The 15,274-nt window shown below is 67.0% G+C and carries 11 protein-coding genes and 5 pseudogenes; 7 read left to right on the forward strand and 9 right to left on the reverse strand.

What is annotated here, in order from left to right:
- The first annotated feature begins 775 nt into the window (after nucleotides 1-775).
- Both J5X86_RS47940 and J5X86_RS47945 read left to right on the forward strand, forming a co-directional pair.
- Entirely contained in the window at nucleotides 776-2,191 is a 1,416-nt protein-coding gene (locus J5X86_RS47940; protein WP_208522903.1) for a DEAD/DEAH box helicase, read from the forward strand.
- Nucleotides 2,192-2,350: 159 nt separating this feature from the next.
- A complete protein-coding gene (locus J5X86_RS47945) occupies nucleotides 2,351-2,593 on the forward strand; it encodes a DUF5302 domain-containing protein (RefSeq protein ID WP_059148108.1) in 243 nt (80 codons plus the stop codon).
- Nucleotides 2,594-2,607: 14 nt separating this feature from the next.
- Here J5X86_RS47945 and J5X86_RS47950 read toward each other — a convergent pair.
- Nucleotides 2,608-3,357: pseudogene (locus J5X86_RS47950) on the reverse strand (transposase family protein).
- Nucleotides 3,358-3,390: 33 nt separating this feature from the next.
- A pseudogene (locus tag J5X86_RS47955) lies at nucleotides 3,391-4,487 on the reverse strand (integrase core domain-containing protein).
- A 131-nt stretch (nucleotides 4,488-4,618) separates the two neighbouring features.
- Between J5X86_RS47955 and J5X86_RS47960 the strand changes: the two are divergent.
- Nucleotides 4,619-4,864 (forward strand): annotated as a pseudogene (locus J5X86_RS47960) (integrase core domain-containing protein); the annotation flags it as partial.
- 29 nt (nucleotides 4,865-4,893) lie between these two features.
- Nucleotides 4,894-5,010 (forward strand): annotated as a pseudogene (locus tag J5X86_RS51665) (integrase); the annotation flags it as partial.
- Nucleotides 5,011-5,160: 150 nt separating this feature from the next.
- Here the strand turns inward: J5X86_RS51665 and J5X86_RS47965 are convergent.
- The 5 genes and pseudogenes from J5X86_RS47965 to J5X86_RS47985 form a co-directional block, all read right to left on the reverse strand.
- On the reverse strand, nucleotides 5,161-5,580 hold the full coding sequence (locus tag J5X86_RS47965) for a PIN domain nuclease (RefSeq protein WP_208522904.1): 420 nt from the start codon (nucleotides 5,578-5,580) through the stop codon (nucleotides 5,161-5,163).
- On the reverse strand, nucleotides 5,577-5,789 hold the full coding sequence (locus tag J5X86_RS47970) for a type II toxin-antitoxin system VapB family antitoxin (protein ID WP_014059306.1): 213 nt from the start codon (nucleotides 5,787-5,789) through the stop codon (nucleotides 5,577-5,579). Before J5X86_RS47970 ends, J5X86_RS47965 begins: the two co-directional genes overlap by 4 nt.
- Before the next feature lie 213 nt (nucleotides 5,790-6,002).
- Nucleotides 6,003-6,626, reverse strand: a pseudogene (locus J5X86_RS47975) (transposase); the annotation flags it as partial.
- An 800-nt stretch (nucleotides 6,627-7,426) separates the two neighbouring features.
- The gene (locus J5X86_RS47980) at nucleotides 7,427-7,909 is read right to left on the reverse strand and encodes an FHA domain-containing protein (protein WP_308124965.1); all 483 of its coding nucleotides are present in this window, start codon (nucleotides 7,907-7,909) and stop codon (nucleotides 7,427-7,429) included.
- Nucleotides 7,910-8,339: 430 nt separating this feature from the next.
- Nucleotides 8,340-9,863: a serine/threonine-protein kinase gene (locus J5X86_RS47985; RefSeq protein ID WP_208522906.1), complete on the reverse strand. Its 1,524-nt coding sequence runs from the start codon at nucleotides 9,861-9,863 to the stop codon at nucleotides 8,340-8,342.
- Nucleotides 9,864-10,141: 278 nt separating this feature from the next.
- Here J5X86_RS47985 and J5X86_RS47990 point away from each other — a divergent pair, with 278 nt between their 5' ends.
- Complete coding sequence (locus J5X86_RS47990) at nucleotides 10,142-10,432, forward strand: hypothetical protein (RefSeq protein ID WP_208522907.1); 291 nt, start codon at nucleotides 10,142-10,144, stop codon at nucleotides 10,430-10,432.
- 618 nt (nucleotides 10,433-11,050) lie between these two features.
- Complete coding sequence (locus J5X86_RS47995) at nucleotides 11,051-11,281, forward strand: transposase (RefSeq protein ID WP_208522908.1); 231 nt, start codon at nucleotides 11,051-11,053, stop codon at nucleotides 11,279-11,281.
- 224 nt (nucleotides 11,282-11,505) lie between these two features.
- Here the strand turns inward: J5X86_RS47995 and J5X86_RS52305 are convergent, their stop codons facing one another.
- On the reverse strand, nucleotides 11,506-11,634 hold the full coding sequence (locus J5X86_RS52305) for an LPFR motif small protein (RefSeq protein WP_279595799.1): 129 nt from the start codon (nucleotides 11,632-11,634) through the stop codon (nucleotides 11,506-11,508).
- 342 nt (nucleotides 11,635-11,976) lie between these two features.
- Between J5X86_RS52305 and J5X86_RS48000 the strand changes: the two genes are divergently transcribed.
- Nucleotides 11,977-13,566 (forward strand): FAD-dependent oxidoreductase, encoded by a 1,590-nt coding sequence (locus tag J5X86_RS48000; protein WP_208522909.1) that lies wholly within the window; start codon nucleotides 11,977-11,979, stop codon nucleotides 13,564-13,566.
- A 56-nt stretch (nucleotides 13,567-13,622) separates the two neighbouring features.
- Here the strand turns inward: J5X86_RS48000 and J5X86_RS51670 are convergent, their stop codons facing one another.
- The gene (locus tag J5X86_RS51670) at nucleotides 13,623-14,624 is read right to left on the reverse strand and encodes an integrase core domain-containing protein (RefSeq protein WP_308124966.1); all 1,002 of its coding nucleotides are present in this window, start codon (nucleotides 14,622-14,624) and stop codon (nucleotides 13,623-13,625) included.
- Nucleotides 14,625-15,274: the final 650 nt, after the last annotated feature.

A 15,274-nucleotide genomic window follows, 5' to 3' on the forward strand; every position in this document is an offset into this window, starting at 1 on the left:
CGACCCGGCACCTTCGTCAACCCCATCGGCTGACCAGCTCACAGCTGCGCTATGAAGGTCCACTGCCCCGCTGCCCTGGTGTGTGACGCACCAGGGCAGCGGACTTTCCGTTCCACGGCCCGCGCCCCCTTCGCGATCGCTGCCGACATTCCTCTCTCGCGCCCCGCCCTCAGCTCCACGTGATCGGCTGAGCGGCACAGGGCCAGGTTCCATGGCCGAGCTCGACGTACGCGCGGTCGGCCCACGCAGGGTCCGATACCTCCGCCCCGCTCCGCATGCGTGGATCGCGCACCGGGGACACCGCCGGTGTCGTCGGGCACGGCGTGCGGACCTTTATATGCACAGGCATGGTGGCCGCAGGGCCGCACCTGTGCCGTCGCAGCCGTGCCTTCGCGGCGTCACGGGTGCGTCATCGGTGGAGCGGGCGCGCCCGCTCCACCGCACAACTCCTGGGTGGCAGGTGGCCGTTCTTCGCCACCGGCACGGCTAAGGGCTGTGGCGCCCTTGCTGAACGCCTCGTTCGTGCACGTCACGCTGCAGCCGTGCATCCAGAGGCTTCGGCGTGGGCGAAGCGGGGGAAGTAGCGGGCGGACGGCCGACTGAGGCCGGGACCGCCGGGACGCGATCTCGGGACGCGGGGCTGTCACTTCGTGTTAACCTCATGCTTTTGCGTGCTCGTGACGGTTGGCGATCCTGCCTGTCCGGTTCCTCTTGTTCGTCGACTGCTCATTCCTACCGGGCCTTCCTCGGTACGTTCGCATGCGGAAGGCTCTTCATGAATCACCCTGACCTCCCCGGCACCTCGCACAGCGATCCCGCCCCGCTCATGGCCACTGCGCCAACGGTGCCCCCGGTCGCTTCCTTCGCCAGCCTGGAACTACCAGCCGAGGTGCTGCGAACGCTCAGCGAACTCGGTGTGCGCGAGCCCTTCCCGATCCAAGCAGCCACGCTGCCCAACGCCCTTGCGGGACGCGATGTCCTGGGGCGCGGGCGCACCGGATCGGGCAAGACGCTCGCTTTCGGCCTACCGCTGCTCGCACGGATGGCTGGGCGGCGCGCGGAACCGAAGCAGCCCCTGGCTCTGATCCTGGTGCCTACCCGAGAGCTGGCCCAACAGGTCACCGAGGCGCTTGCGCCGTACGCAAAGGCACTGCGGCTGCGGATGGCCACGGTCGTCGGCGGCATGTCGATCGGCCGGCAGGCCGCTGCGCTGCGCGATGGAGCCGAGGTGGTCGTCGCCACCCCCGGCCGTCTGCACGACCTCATCGAGCGCAGGGCCTGCCGCCTGGGACGGGTAGGGATCACTGTCCTCGACGAGGCCGACCAGATGTGCGACATGGGCTTCCTGCCACACGTGACCGAGGTGCTCGACCAGGTATACCCCGACGGTCAGCGGTTGCTGTTCTCGGCCACTCTGGACCGCGACGTCGACCACCTGGTCCGCCGCTACCTCCACGATCCCGTCGTCCACTCGGTCGACACGTCCGCGGGCGCAGTCACGACGATGAACCACCATGTTCTGGTCGTCCACGGCCCCGACCGGTACGCCGTCACCACGGAGATCGCCTCCCGCGACGGCCGCGTACTGCTGTTCCTGGACACCAAGCACGCGGTTGACCAGCTCACCCGGCATCTGCGAGCCAGCGGAGTGCACGCCGCGGCCCTGCACAGCGGCAAGTCCCAGCCGCAGCGCACACGGGCCCTGGCGCAGTTCAAGAACGGCCAGATCACCGTCCTGGTGGCGACCAATGTCGCGGCCCGTGGCCTGCACGTCGACGACCTCGATCTCGTGGTCAACGTCGACCCGCCCACCGACCCCAAGGACTATGTGCACCGCGCGGGCCGTACCGCCCGGGCCGGTGAGTCCGGCAGCGTCGTCACGTTGGTGCTGGCGGGCCAGCGCCGCGAGATGAGCCGACTGATGGCAGAGGCCGGCATCGAGCCGACCATCACCAAGGTACGCTCGGGCGAGGCGGAGCTGAGCCGGATCACCGGGGCCAAGGCCCCCTCCGGCACCCCGCTCGATGGCGGGTCGGCCGCGCCCCGGCCCAAGAACACCAACGCTCCCTTCCGCGGCCTGGGCACCAGCAAGGACACCTCCCGCGGCGCCGGCAGCAAGTCCCGAAAGGCTGGCGAGGCCCGCAAGCTCGCCGAAGCCCGCAAGGCGGCCCTGGTGCGTCGCGGCGGCTGAGAACCGTCGCCCTGATAGTCGAAAACTTCCGACCCCGGAACGGAAAACCTCCAGCCCGGCCCGAAACCCTCCGGTGCATACACCTACGAGATGAACGCCCTCGTGGTGTGCTCGGCATGACAAGCTGTGCTTCCCACTGCCCGAACCCAGGAGGTCGCCATGACCGCAGAGTCTGTATCCAAAGAAGGTTCGGAGCCGACCGACCCCGAGACGTCCGCCCTGGTGCCCGACAGCGACGGCCACTACGACCTGAAACGCAAGTTCCGGGAGGCCCTAGCGCGCAAGCGCAGTGTGCAGGCGGACGCCGCTGACCTCGCTGCGAACGTCGAGGCGTCGAAGGTCCGTAGGGCGAACGGCCCGGCTGCGAGCCAGCGGTCGTTCCGGCGCAAGAGCGGCGGCTGAGTCAATGAGCTCTTTCAGCATTGCCGCTCCAGAGTGAGCACGGCCGCGGAGATTGACGACAATCGATTCGGACTGCACCGGGGCCTGCGGAAGATCCGCCACGCCTTCAGCCGCGCGACGCCGCGCTCGACCGGTGCCCGTGCTGTGGACAGCGCTCGGTTGACGGTTTGCTGGGTCGGGGTGAGGTCACGGCCCGGCGGGCGTCTGAGGGGTGTCGTCACCCACGGGCCAGCTCCCATGTAGGCGTGGTCGGCGAGGATGGGAACGCCCTGGCGTTCGCAGATCCGGATGATCCGATGGGCGCGGGCCGCAGTGAGATCGTGCGCGCGGCCGGGCATAGTCGGCAAGATCCACAGCAGCCGCCCGACCGGGTCGGTCACCATCTACACGTTTACTCCGTGTCGGCGGTGCTTGTGGGAGAAGTCGGCCCGGCCGTCGCCGACCCGGTCGCACTCTGCCAGGGTGCCGTCGAGCAAGACGTAGTCCGGGTCCGCCTCGCGCAGGGCACGCAGCAGGCCAGGAGAGCGGTCGGCAAGCAGGCCGACGACGGCTGTCGTGTAGGCGTGGGCGGTGCCGACGGAGATGCCGAACCCGGCCGCGATCTGGGCGAGGGTGTCGTGCCGGCGCAGGTACACCAGGCCGACCAGGGCACGCTGGTGCGGTGGGAGCTTGCAGCGGTGGTCACACTCGCGGGTGACGATGAGCATGGTGACCCACTCGACCAGGGCCTGGGGAAGGTCGAGCGCGGCAGAATACGGAACCAACGCTGCCCTTGCCGAGAATGTCATCCGTGCAGGTCATGCGGCATGTTGGTACTCGTGGAGGATCCCGCCGAGTCGATCGCGTCGTCGTATGTCGAGACGGCTGATCTGCTCAGGATCGTCGATCGGCGTCGGTAAAGCGTGCAGCGGTCTGGCGTTCCCGATGCCCTGGTGCGGCCGGTGTGCGTTGTAGAACTGCTCGAACTCGCGCAGGACGCGGAGCAAGTGTCGGTGGTTCCAGATCAGGGTGCGGTCCAGGAGTTCCCGTCGGCAGGTCTGCACCCACCGTTCCATGATCGAGTTCATCCTCGGCATCTGAACACCGCTGAGCACGACCTGGATCCCGCATCCGCCAGAATGGCATCGAGCAGGCCGGGGAACTTCCCGTCCCTGTCCCTGATCATGTAACGCGCTCGGCAGCCTGCGTCCTCAAGATCCATGGCGAGGTTCTTCGCGGCCTGTGCCACCCACGCAGAGGTCGGGTGCCCGGTGGCACCGAGGATCCGGATCCGTCGGCTTGCGTGCTCGATGACAGCGAAGACGTGCATTCGTGCCCCGGACAGGGTGACCGTTTCGAAGAAGTCGCAGGCCAGCAGGGCGTCGGCCTGGGAGCGTAGGAAGTCCGCCCAGGTGCTGGAGGCCCGCTCGGGTGCTGGATCGATGCCGGCCTCCTGCAAGATCTCCCAGACGGTGGAAGCGGCCACCTGCACGCCCAGGACAAGCAGTTCGCCGTGCAGGCGCCGATACCCCCAACCGGGGTTCTCCCGTGCCAGGCGCAGCACCAGGGTCCGCACGGAGTGCACGGTCCGCGGCCGTCCCGAGCGCTTGGGCCGGGAGGCGGCAGCATGGCGGCGTGCGAGAAGGTCGCGGTGCCAGCGCAGCACTGTGTCCGGACGCACCAGCAGCCGCACCCCGCGGAGCACGTCCATGGGGAGCCGGTGCAGCAGCGCCGCCAGAAATGCCCGGTTGCTCGGGGCGAACCGCACCCGCTCCTTGCCGAGTTGGCGGTCCAGCACCACGATCTGGTGGCGCAAGGCGAGTATTTCGACAGTTTTCTCTCGATCGTCCATTGGTAGCAGGCGCAGCATGGCGAACGCATTCGTCACGCCCAGGTAGGCCAGTTGCAGCAGCACGGTCGATCATCTTGCCGCGGTGAACGCCAACCTCGCGAGAGCGCCCGTTCGGGCGACTTCGCCGGTCGACCTCAGGTACACCGCGCGCACCGCCTCCCACCAGGGCGGATGATATTTTCGGCAAGGGCAGGGTGCAGACCTGCCGACGGGAACTCCTGGACCGCACCCTGATCTGGAACCACCGACACTTGCTCCACGTCCTGCGCGAGTTCGAGCAGCTCTACAACGCACACCGGCCGCACCAGGGCATCGCGAACGCCAGACCGCTGCACGCTTTACCGACGCCGATCGACGATCCTGAGCAGATCAGCCGTCTCGACATACGACGACGCGATCGACTCGGCGGGATCCTCCACGAGTACCAACATGCCGCATGACCTGCACGGATGACATTCTCGGCAAGGGCACCGTCACACTCACCGGCGCGAGACTATACGTGCTGACGGTGATCGAGCAGGCCAGCTGTCGCATTAGGGTCCTGGGCGCGACCACGCACCCGACTGCGGCATGGGTTGCCCAGGCGATGGGCGCCCATCACGACGCCGAGCTCGTGGTCGCGGCGCTGAACATGGCCGTGGCCACCCGCGGCGGCGACATCTCCGGGGATCTTCCATTCCCAGTCGCTGTACAGGCCCGTCGCCGCTTGGTAATAGGGGCGTCATGTGCAGTGAAGTCAGTGGTCTGCTGTGCCTGCCTCCGCGACCCATTTCATGGGCTGGCCTGTTATGGCGGCGATCATGTCGTAGTCCTGGTCATAGTGCAGCACGGTCACCAGATGTCGTTCGGCCGCTGCGGCGATCAGCAGGTCCGGCATGGACAGTGCGCGGTGGTTGCCCTTGGCGATGGCCTGGCGCTGGATGTCTTTGGCTCGGTCCCACACCTCGTCGGGCATCGGCAGGTAGTCGAAGCCGGCCAGGAACCAGTGCAGGCGCTTCGCGTCGTTCTCGTTGCGTGCGGAGTACATCACTTCCATCTCGACCGGTCCGCACACAGCCAGTACGCCATCTTCGTGAAGTGGGTCGAGGACCTCCGCCACCTTCGGCTTTCGCCATCGCTGGAGGGCGGAGTTGTCGATCAGGAAGCGCTCGTTCACGCCACGTTCCTGCTGTCGGGCTCCGTCCGGCTGTCGTAGGTCAGGTCCAGGTCACCGGACTTGATCGCGTCGATGCCCTCCTGTCGCAGTCGACGCTTGACGGCCTCCTCCATGGCCATGCGTACAGCCTTGGCCTTCGTCTTCACGCCGTACAGGCGCATGGCGTGTTCCACCATCTCATCGTCGAGATCGATCATGGTGCGTGACATCGAAAGTTCCTCTCACTAAGGGTAGTGGCACTCGAAATGATATCAGCGTGGAGCGCTCAAGTGGTGTCGTTTTGAGGGTTGGGGGTGTGCGGGTGTCGACAAAACCGAGTGCGGACAGTGAACGGCAAAGCGGCTCCGGTCCGCGATCAAGTCTGTGACCTGGAGGGATGAATCTTCGATATGGGGGTCAAGACATCCGATGTGGTTGATCTGTCAAGCGGCCGCTGTGAGTCTGGGGCTCGTCGGCGCGGGGAATGCGGTCGTTTCGTCGTAGTGGACGCGCGTGGTGAGGCAGTGGTGGAGGCATCCGAGCAGTCGGTTGAAGAGGTTGCGCTGAGCGGCGGTGTGTCGGTCTCCGGCGGTTTTGCGTCGGTCGTAGTGGGCTCTGGCGCCGGGTGAGGCGGTCAGGGCGGAGAAGGCCCTGACGTAGCCGGCCGAGGCCAGACGCTGATTCTTGACTCGGCGGGCGAGGACCGCGACGGTTCTTCCGGACGCTCGGGTGATGGGTGCGGCTCCGGCGAAGGCTTTGAGGCCGCGTGCGTCGGTGAAGCGGGATCGGTCGTCGCCGATCTCGGCGAGTACTCGGGCGCCGGTGAGTGGGCCGAGGCCTGGGAAGCTGGTGATGATCTCGGCGTCCGGGTGCGTTTGAAAAGACTCCATGGCTGCTTGGGCGAGGTCGTCGGCGCTGGTGCAGGCTGCGTCCAGTTGCCGTAGCAGGGCTGTGGTCTGGCGACCCATCGCCTGTTCGACCATGGGTGGTTGGTGCATCTGTGGGAGGCGGAAGAATGCGCGGAGGCGGTCGGCTTCGGCGTCGATGCCGCGTTTGCGGCCTGTTCGTACCGCGGTCCCGGATGAGGAATCTGATCGACTGGGCATGGTCTCCCAGGTCCATGAGGTAGTTCCGTGCTTGCTGGGTAACCCATGGGCCGGTGGGGTGTCGGGTGATGCCGGCGATGTGTACAGGGCGGGTGCCGTGCTCGATGAAGAACAGAACGAACCAGCGCCGCAAGAAGACCGTGTCGATATGGAACAGGTCCGTGGCCACGATCGCAGTGGCCTGAGCTTTGAGGAAGACAGGCCAGGAGCGGTCCGTACGCTGCGGTGACGGGTCGATCCCGGCCTCCTTGAGGATCGACCAGACAGTCGAGGCGGCGATATCGCGTCGCAGGCCGACGAGCTCGCCGTGGATGCCGCGGTATCCCCATCCCGGGTTCTCCCGCGCCAGCCGCACGACCAGTTGCCGCAGCGTTTCTGGTTTCGGTGGCCGGCCCGGTCGGCGAGACGGGTAGGTCCACTTCCAGGCGATGAGCCGTGAGTGCCAGCGCAGGACCGATCGCGGAGTGACCAGCAAGGCCACCTGGGTACGCCGCTGCTTGCTGACGAGTCGGAGCAGTGCCGCCATGACGGCCCTGTCGCTCCAGGAGAAGCGGGGTGGTGGCTGGGACCGCCGCGCGATCGCGAGTTGATGGCGGAGCATCAGGATCTCTGCGTCTTTCGCTGCACTCGAGCGAGCGAACAGGGCAAGCCATCGGAAGGTCTGGCAGGCGAGCAGGTAGATCAGCCGTATCACCACGACCGGCATGCTGCCTGAGAACGGCTTGCGGCCTGCTGAGCTTTGACAGATCCAAACCAGCAGGTCATCCCGGGTGACATAATTCCCGGCACCCACAGGCAGCGGCGAAAGCCCGGTTGAAGTCCAGCCGCCCATCCGCGCTGCGCACCGCCCCCAGCGCCTCCGCCGGGTGAGGAGCCCACAGCAACTCGTCGGCGCCCACCTGCATCACGGTGCCCGGCTTCAACGCCGCTCTGCCGGTGACCCTGGCACGACCGACGAACGTGCCGTTGGTCGATCCCCCGTCCACGACGACGGCTCGGCCGTCTTCGGAGATCTCCAGCCTGGCGTGCTCGTTGCGCGAGACGTCCAGATCCCGTAGACACACCGCTGCCTTTGAGTTCCTGGCCACGGTGTGCGTCCCCGGAGTCAACGGCACGATCAGACCTGTGTCCGGCCCGGTGGCCACCGTGAGAACACCCGCCGTATGACCAGGCACAGGGCGGAACACCGGCCCAGGAGCCCCCACCCTGATCACCGCGCCGGGTATCAGGGGACTCTCGGCCACGACAGCGCGGGGATCGAGTTCGACGGCCCCGACCAAACACCGGCCTGCCGCCCACAGAAACCGGCAGTGACTCCAGCAACGAGCCCACCATGCTGGCCGGTGTAGCCAGCACCTCGATATCCTGGAGCGTCGACGCTTGAGCGTCCTCAACGGTCAAGCACAGAATCATCGCCGATCCCCGTCCTCGACCACAGCAATACCCCCATCCCAAAGCGGTTCAACGGGAATACTGAGAGGGACATCTGGTGGCATGTCGTGCTGCAAAATGTAGAAACCCCAGTGGAGAGAGCACTGGGCACTGTGGCCTCCAGCCTTCGAGAGCAGCCTGACGGCAACGCTTTGGGTCTGTGCAGCGCACAGAACCGGACCGTGGAGGGCCGAGCGGTTGGCAGGCATGTGTGCTCGCGTCGGCGGGCGCCTGAGGCGCTCGTCACTGGAGTCGGGATCCCATCCCCTCGATGAGCCAACTGTCTGCGCTCCGCCTCAACTGCAACTCGTAGTACTGTACATAACCGGCGAGGACAAGGGCTTTTGAGTCACCCTGCAGTTCGACGGACCTGACCTCATAGCGCTTGATCGCGGCACGTACCTCGTCGGTGATTTTCTGCTTTTCAGCTTCCTTGCGTTTCTCTGCGTCTTCGCAGGGAGGGAACAAAATATTGCCTTCGATGGTGGTTGCATGAGGAACCACGAGCCGACATGCGGTAGTGAAATCTTTCAGTTCGTAGGTCCGCATAAACTGCAATACAACCTTTTTCGCCTGCTCTTTACGTTCTGCGTCATCGTTGGAGCCGTCGCTGAGGAGGAAGAAGGCTCCACCCCCCAGAAGAATCGTCACCACCGCCGCGAGGGTGATCCACGTGGCCCTGTTTCTCTTCCTGTCCGGTGCTGGGGTCGGCGGCGCAGGTGGATCGGCCGGCATGGGTCCGGGCGATGGGGCGTGGGTGTGCTGCCTGATGGTGGTGGGGTGGCCCTCCCAGGCGGCGTGACCCGAGTGAGTCGGCGGAGCCGGCAGCGTGCGCGGTGGTGTGGTCGTCGGTCTGGCAGTAGTGGTGTGGTTCTCACTCATGGCCTGGCCCAGGCGGGCTGGTTCTGTTGTGGGCGGTGCTGTGGTGGCCGCAGTGGTGGTGGGCCCGATCAGGGTGCCGGCTTGGTCGCTGGTCATCCGGTCGGCGACGTCGCGGGTGAGGAGTCCGGTGATCAGTGTCGACAGCGGAGGGCGGCAGTTCAGCGGCGGCAGGTCGTCGTGGAGGATGGCGTGCAAGGTCGCGGCCGGGGTCTGGCGGGCGAACGGATCGCATCCCTCGACGGCGTGGAACAAGGTCGCGCCGAGCGACCATAGATCCGCCGCGGGCGTGGGATCGGCGCCCTGGAACAGCTCCGGAGCCATGTAGCCGGTCGAGCCGGCGACACCGTGGCGGGTCAGCCGAGTGTCGTCCATCGCGTGGGCGATGCCGAAGTCGACGAGCTTCACCTCATCGCCGGGCAGCACCATGATGTTGCTGGGTTTGATGTCCCGGTGGACCAGCCCGATCGAGTGCGCGGCGTCCAACGAGCCGAGCAACTGCCCGGCCATGCCAGCCACTCTCTCTCCGGCCAGGGCTCCGTTCCGCTCCAAGAGCTCTGCCAGCGAGGGTGCCTCCACCAACTCCATGACGATGTAGACAGCGTCGTCTTCGGGAATCGGCGGCACGAGATCATGAATCGCCACAACACCCGGATGGTTGAGCCGTCCCGCCGTACGGCCCTCACGCAGCGCCCGCTCAGCGAACAGCGACCGCTCCCGTTCCGACAGCTCCGGCGGAAGACGTAACTCCTTGACCGCCACCGAACGCCCGATCAACTCATCTTGCGCCCGCCACACCACTCCCATCGCACCCCGACCCAGCACGCTGACCAGCCGGTATCGTCCCGCCACAAGCCGTTGCGGCGTTCGCGAGAATGCCCCCTCCACTACCCACACCCCCAAGGGATTACGTCAACAGCAAGTAATTAGTAAGCTATCTGACGTAAGGCTATCCGGAGTGCTATCGCGCGAAAATACGCTGGACAGAAAGGATCTTAAACTTGGTGGGCCCGTCCCGCCACCAGCCGTTATGCCTCCTGGAATCCGTCCCCACAGCCGCGCTCCTATCGGAATCGCCCCCGGCCAGCGCCCTCGCGCGCTAGCCTTACAGCAGGTTTTCCAGCGGTGCCATCCAGCAAGGGTCTCACGGGGGAGGTCAAGAGTCGATGGCTGGGCAATTCGCTTGCGACCCGCAGGAAGCCGACGTGGTCGCACGTGAGTTGACCCGCATGAGCTCCGATATGCGCCTCTCGCTACCCCACCCCCTGGATGGTGCTACAGGAATAATGCATTCCGGGGCGGTCGAGGCGGCGCTGAGCGAATTCGTTCAAGCCGTCACCGCAACCCGAACCGCGTTGATCGCCGAGGTCGGCTCGGCAGCGGGGTTGTTCGCCGGACTGGCAGAAGGCACGCTCGACCTGGACAAGGCATTCGCTGACCGAGCTACGGAGACGTGAGGGGCCCTGACGGTGGATGTGAATGTCGGCTACGACGGTGTGAACCGAGCAGCCGGGCAGTTGAAGACCGGGCAGACCGAGATGAGCGGACAGTGATGAGGTGGACACGACGACCCTGCGGACCTCACACCAGCCGAAATCCGCCGCCTGTTGGTAACTGAGCCCGGGGACCGTTCTGTACGCCGCGGCCACGCAGTGACCTGGTGCCGCTGGATCCGTCGCCACCAAGCACAAGCCCGACGATGTCATTACATGCAGCACAAGCACACGATCATGGGAGAGCTCGCCCGAGACGGTACGACGATCCCAGCATTGCGGGTGCCGATAAATCATCCGCGCAATTCAAGCCGCGTGCTGGTACTCGTGGAGGGTTCCGCCGAATTGGTCTCGTCGACTGAATCCCAGGGGAGCGAGTTGGGCTTGTTGGGTGGTGGGTGTGCGTGGTAGGAGGCGGCATGGGGCGGGTTGTTCCAGGGCCCTGTACGGGCGGTGCTCGTTATAGAAGCATTCGTACGCGCGCAGTGCGTGGGGGAGGTGGCTCTGGTTCCAGATCAAGGTCCGATCCAGCAGGGCGGTATCCGAATGCCGGTGGGGACGACCTTGAGACCGGCATTGGTCATGAGAGCGTCGAAGGCGGCGGTGAACTTCGAGTCATGGTCGCGGATCAGGAACTTCGCCTTGCTGCCCAAGCGGTGGATCGTCGAGCGGTTCTTCGCCCACCTGATGCGCACCCGCCGTCTGGTGCGCGACTTCGAACGCCGCACCACCAGCGCCGAGGCGATGGTCTACTGGTCGATGACCCTGCTCATGACGCGCCGCCTTGCCCGGCCGGGCCCTGGGCGAGGGTGAACTGGCCCGACTGCGGCTCGGCCAACCAGCCCCGCGCGACCAGGCGTTTCGCCTTCGACCGCAGCGCCTCCACCCCGCCGAACCTGGTGCCGGGCTCGATCAGGGAGGCTCTGCCACAAACTGTCCGTGGAGGGGCTGCTCACGTTGGGCGTCAACGGCGGCTGGCCCGCACGGCCGTCAGCCGAGCGGCTCATGCTGTGGCGGGCGTTCAGGCGTCGAGGGTGTCAGTGGTGTCCGTGGGCGGTGTCCGAAGCGCCCCCGAAGAGCCGCGCCACGGCGCGGAAGGGCAGGGTGACGACGGTGGCGATGGCGCCACCAACGGACCGGAAGACATCTGCCAATGCGCGGAGCATGAGGGCCTCCATTGTGGTCAGAACCGCTCACCATGCGGTGGCCACGGCTGCGGCCGGCACAGCTTGTCACCGCCCGAGTTCCCGGGCGATGGCCGAGGAAACGGGCCATGCCTCCGGGGAGGGTCCGCCGCCGTGCTCGTGGCCGAAGTGATCTTTGTACCCACCGGCAGGCGGGCCGTACCCATGGCCTCGACACGGTGATCGAAAGCTGGCCGATATGCGGCGTGACGTGCAGCAACGACGTTTCGAACGGTACACCGCTCTGGAGCGGTAGCCGATCGATATGGGGGCACCCGGATCGGGACCGCAAGCCACAGGAGCAAAGCGGGAGAGGAGCTGGCGATGACGAGTCTTCCCACCGGGTACGCGCCCTCGTCGTACTGGATGTCATCGGCACCGGGACCGTCCCACCCAGCCCTGGATCCCGGCGGGGAAGGCAGCGCTCCTGATGTCGAGGTCGCCGTGGTCGGCGGGGGCATTGCGGGTATCTGCACGGCCTGGGAACTGGCCCGTGCCGGGCGCCGGGTGGCATTGGTGGAAGCGGCCCGGCTGGCCGCCGGGATTACGGGGCACACGACAGCCAAGCTCTCCGCCCTCCAGGGCCTGGCGTACCAGGAGATCCGTGGCGTGCGCGGGGAGGAGGCCGCCCGGCTCTATGCCAGGTCACAGGCCGACGCCGTGGACCGGGTACGGCAGGTGGCTGACGAGCTGGGAATCGACTGCGATCTGGAGGAGTGCCCCGCCTTCACCTATGCCGAAGGCGAGCAGGCCCTGGAGCAGGTGCGGGCCGAGGCGGAGGCCGCGTCGTCGGCCGGGCTGGACGCCTCGTTCACGACCGGGACCGATCTGCCCTTCCCGGTCGCGGGAGCGATAGAGGTGGCGGGGCAGGCGCAGTTCCACCCCCGGAAATACCTGCTGGCGCTGGTGGAGGACCTGGTCGCGCGAGGCGGCCTGGTCTTCGAGCACTCGCGCGTGGTGAGCCTCAACGAGGGCCATCCGTGCCGCCTGACCACCGACCGCGGAGCGCGGTTGCGGGCCCGCGACGTGGTGGTGGCGACGGCCTACCCGATCTTCGACCGGGCCCTGCTCTTTCCCCGTCTGGAAGTGAAGCGGGAGCTGGTCGTCGCAGCCGTGCTCCCCTCCGACCGTGCTCCGCACGGCATGTATCTCACGCCCGAGAACGGCACCCGCTCGGTGCGCACCGCGCCGTACCGGCCTGGGCAGCGGTTGCTCATCGTCACCGGGGAGAAGTGCACCCCCGGTGTCGGTGGCGTCGAGCAGCGCTACGCGCGGCTGATCGACTGGACGCACGACCGTTTTCCCGGCGCCGAACCTGCCTTCCGCTGGGCGGCGCAGGACAACTGGACCACCGATCACGTGCCCTATGTGGGCCCGCTGCACCCCGCCTCCCGCCATGCCTTCGTGGCCACGGGGTTCGCCGGGTGGGGCATGACCGGCGGCGTGCTGACCGGCAGGCTGCTGGCCGGGCGGCTCACGGGGCGGCCGGTGCCGTGGGAGGGCCTGTACGATCCGCGGCGGCTGAATCCGGTACGCGAGGCACCCGCACTGCTGAAGGTTCAGGCCACTGTCGCACGCCATTTCATCGGCGACCGGCTGTCCGGGGACGGCACCGACGCGGTACGGGACATCCCGCCCGGTGGCGGGGCGGTCGTCCGCCTCGGCGGGCGGCAGCGGGCGGTCCACCGTGATGCGGGGGGTGAGTTGCACACGCTGTCGGCCTGCTGCACTCACCTGGGCTGCCTGGTGCGTTTCAACGACGCCGAGCGGACCTGGGAATGCCCCTGTCATGGCTCGCGGTTCGCCATCGACGGCAGTGTGCTTCAGGGCCCGGCGGTACGCCCGCTGAAATGGATCGGGGACCACGGGCCCGGGGCGCGCGAGCCCGGGGACGACATGGAAGACACGGGTTGAGTTCTGCTCCGCCCTCCGGAACCCTGTCCCGTCCGCTCACCTGTGCGGAATCCGTGTCAGGCCGGCGGTCTGCCACTGAGCATGGGGGTGGTGCTGAGCCATTCGCCGAACAGGACGGTGGCATCGTCCTGCGGTTCTCCGCCGTGGGGTACACCGCTCTGGCGCGGCAGCAGCGGCTTGACCTTCGCCTTCCGCCGCGCGAGCGCGGGCAGCTTCTTCACCGCCGCCGGCACCCGCTGGCTCCCGGACACCGGCCCCAGCGCCGACGACTCCCCGAGCAGGGACAGGAACGGGCGCACGGCGTTGTATCGGGTGGCCAGCAGGCGCCGCATCTCCGCCTCGGCCTCCTCGTCCGCGGGCCCGAGCAGCTCCCCCAGCGTGGAGGCGGCCATGACCTTGTGGGTGCCGGAAACTGTGTCCCCCTGTGCGACCTGCGTGTATTCGTGGATGAGGCCGCCGAGTCGATCGCGTCGAGAGATGGGGGTGTTGGCCGTGGCGGTGGGCGGATCGGGGTCGGTGAGTCGGTCTGGTGCCCGTTGTCCGAGGGATCGGTGCGGCCGGTGTCTGTTGTAGTGCTTCGCGTACTCGCCGATGACGAGGTGGAGGTGGCGCTGGCCGGTGATCAGGATGTGGTCGGTTGCCTTGCGTCGGCATGATCCGATCCAGCGTTCGGCGATGGCGTTCATCCGTGGCACTGCGGGCAGGGTGGGTATCACGCGTATGTCGGCCGCTTGGAAGACGGCGTCGAAGCTGTCGGTGAAGTACGTGCCGCGGTCCCGGATAAGGAACCTGATCGACTCTGCACGGTCCCCGAGGTCCATGAGGTAGTTCCGTGCTTGCTGGGTGATCCAGGGGCTGGTCGGGTTACGCGTGGCGCCGGCGATGTGCACGTGTCGGGTGCTGTGGTCGATGAAGAAGAGCACGAACCAGCGCCGCAGGAAGACCGTGTCGATGTGGAAGAGGTCGGTGGTCACGATCGTGGCCCGCGCTTTGGGGAAGGCGGCCCAGGACTGGTCCGTGCGCTGGGGCGCGGGGTTGATCCCGGGCTTCTGTACCACCTGCCCAATGGGATATCGCCGGATTCACGGCGAACTCGCCGCGCTGGGGATCACAGCCGCCTTCGACGCCCTGATGGCCGATGCCGGCCTGAAGGGCGTCACCACCGGCATTCGGATACCCGGGTGAACTCCCGAAGCCCAACGGGCCGGACCGAGCGCTGCTCGCCGCACTCGCGCGGCTCCTACCCCATACCCGCACAGCCACGCCTGTCGGCGCAGCACCGCGACCTCGTGCCGGAGGATGAGTATCTCGGCGTTGCGAGCCGTGGTGTCTGAAGTTCACCCGGCCCGATTGCGGTTGAGCAGTCGGTTCGCCGTCCTCCGGCAGTGAGTTGGGTTCCATGTCGTGCCGCTCCTCTCATGACGAGACGGCCGATGCCCAACTCTACGAGCACGTCGATCGCCCTCAAGGGGCGGCCGACTTCGTCCGCCCGGTGCTTGTGCCCCGGCCTGCGGCGCGTTAACCGCTCGAAGTCCCGGCTGTGGAGCGTGCCTGGCCGATCATCCACGCAGTCGGGCGGGGAAGCTGTGGGGTTCGCGGCATCAAGGCCGGCGCAACGGCGCTGCTCAAAGCGGGTGTCCCCGGCTGGAGTGGGGCCACCGCACGCCCTTCTGTGATCGAGGACGACTATCTCTCTGACTAGCACACG

Source organism: Streptomyces sp. NEAU-YJ-81 (genome assembly GCF_017592595.1).
GTDB lineage: Bacteria > Actinomycetota > Actinomycetes > Streptomycetales > Streptomycetaceae > Streptomyces > Streptomyces hygroscopicus_B.

What these genes read in the sequence shown, in the direction of transcription:
- J5X86_RS47940 (WP_208522903.1), top strand. Translation starts at nt 776, where the DNA reads ATGAATCACCCTGACCTCCCCGGCACCTCGCACAGCGATCCCGCCCCG.
- J5X86_RS47945 (WP_059148108.1), top strand. Translation starts at nt 2,351, where the DNA reads ATGACCGCAGAGTCTGTATCCAAAGAAGGTTCGGAGCCGACCGACCCC.
- J5X86_RS47970 (WP_014059306.1), bottom strand. Translation starts at nt 5,789, where the DNA reads ATGTCACGCACCATGATCGATCTCGACGATGAGATGGTGGAACACGCC.
- J5X86_RS47990 (WP_208522907.1), top strand. Translation starts at nt 10,142, where the DNA reads ATGGCTGGGCAATTCGCTTGCGACCCGCAGGAAGCCGACGTGGTCGCA.
- J5X86_RS47995 (WP_208522908.1), top strand. Translation starts at nt 11,051, where the DNA reads ATGAGAGCGTCGAAGGCGGCGGTGAACTTCGAGTCATGGTCGCGGATC.
- J5X86_RS52305 (WP_279595799.1), bottom strand. Translation starts at nt 11,634, where the DNA reads ATGCTCCGCGCATTGGCAGATGTCTTCCGGTCCGTTGGTGGCGCCATC.
- J5X86_RS48000 (WP_208522909.1), top strand. Translation starts at nt 11,977, where the DNA reads ATGACGAGTCTTCCCACCGGGTACGCGCCCTCGTCGTACTGGATGTCA.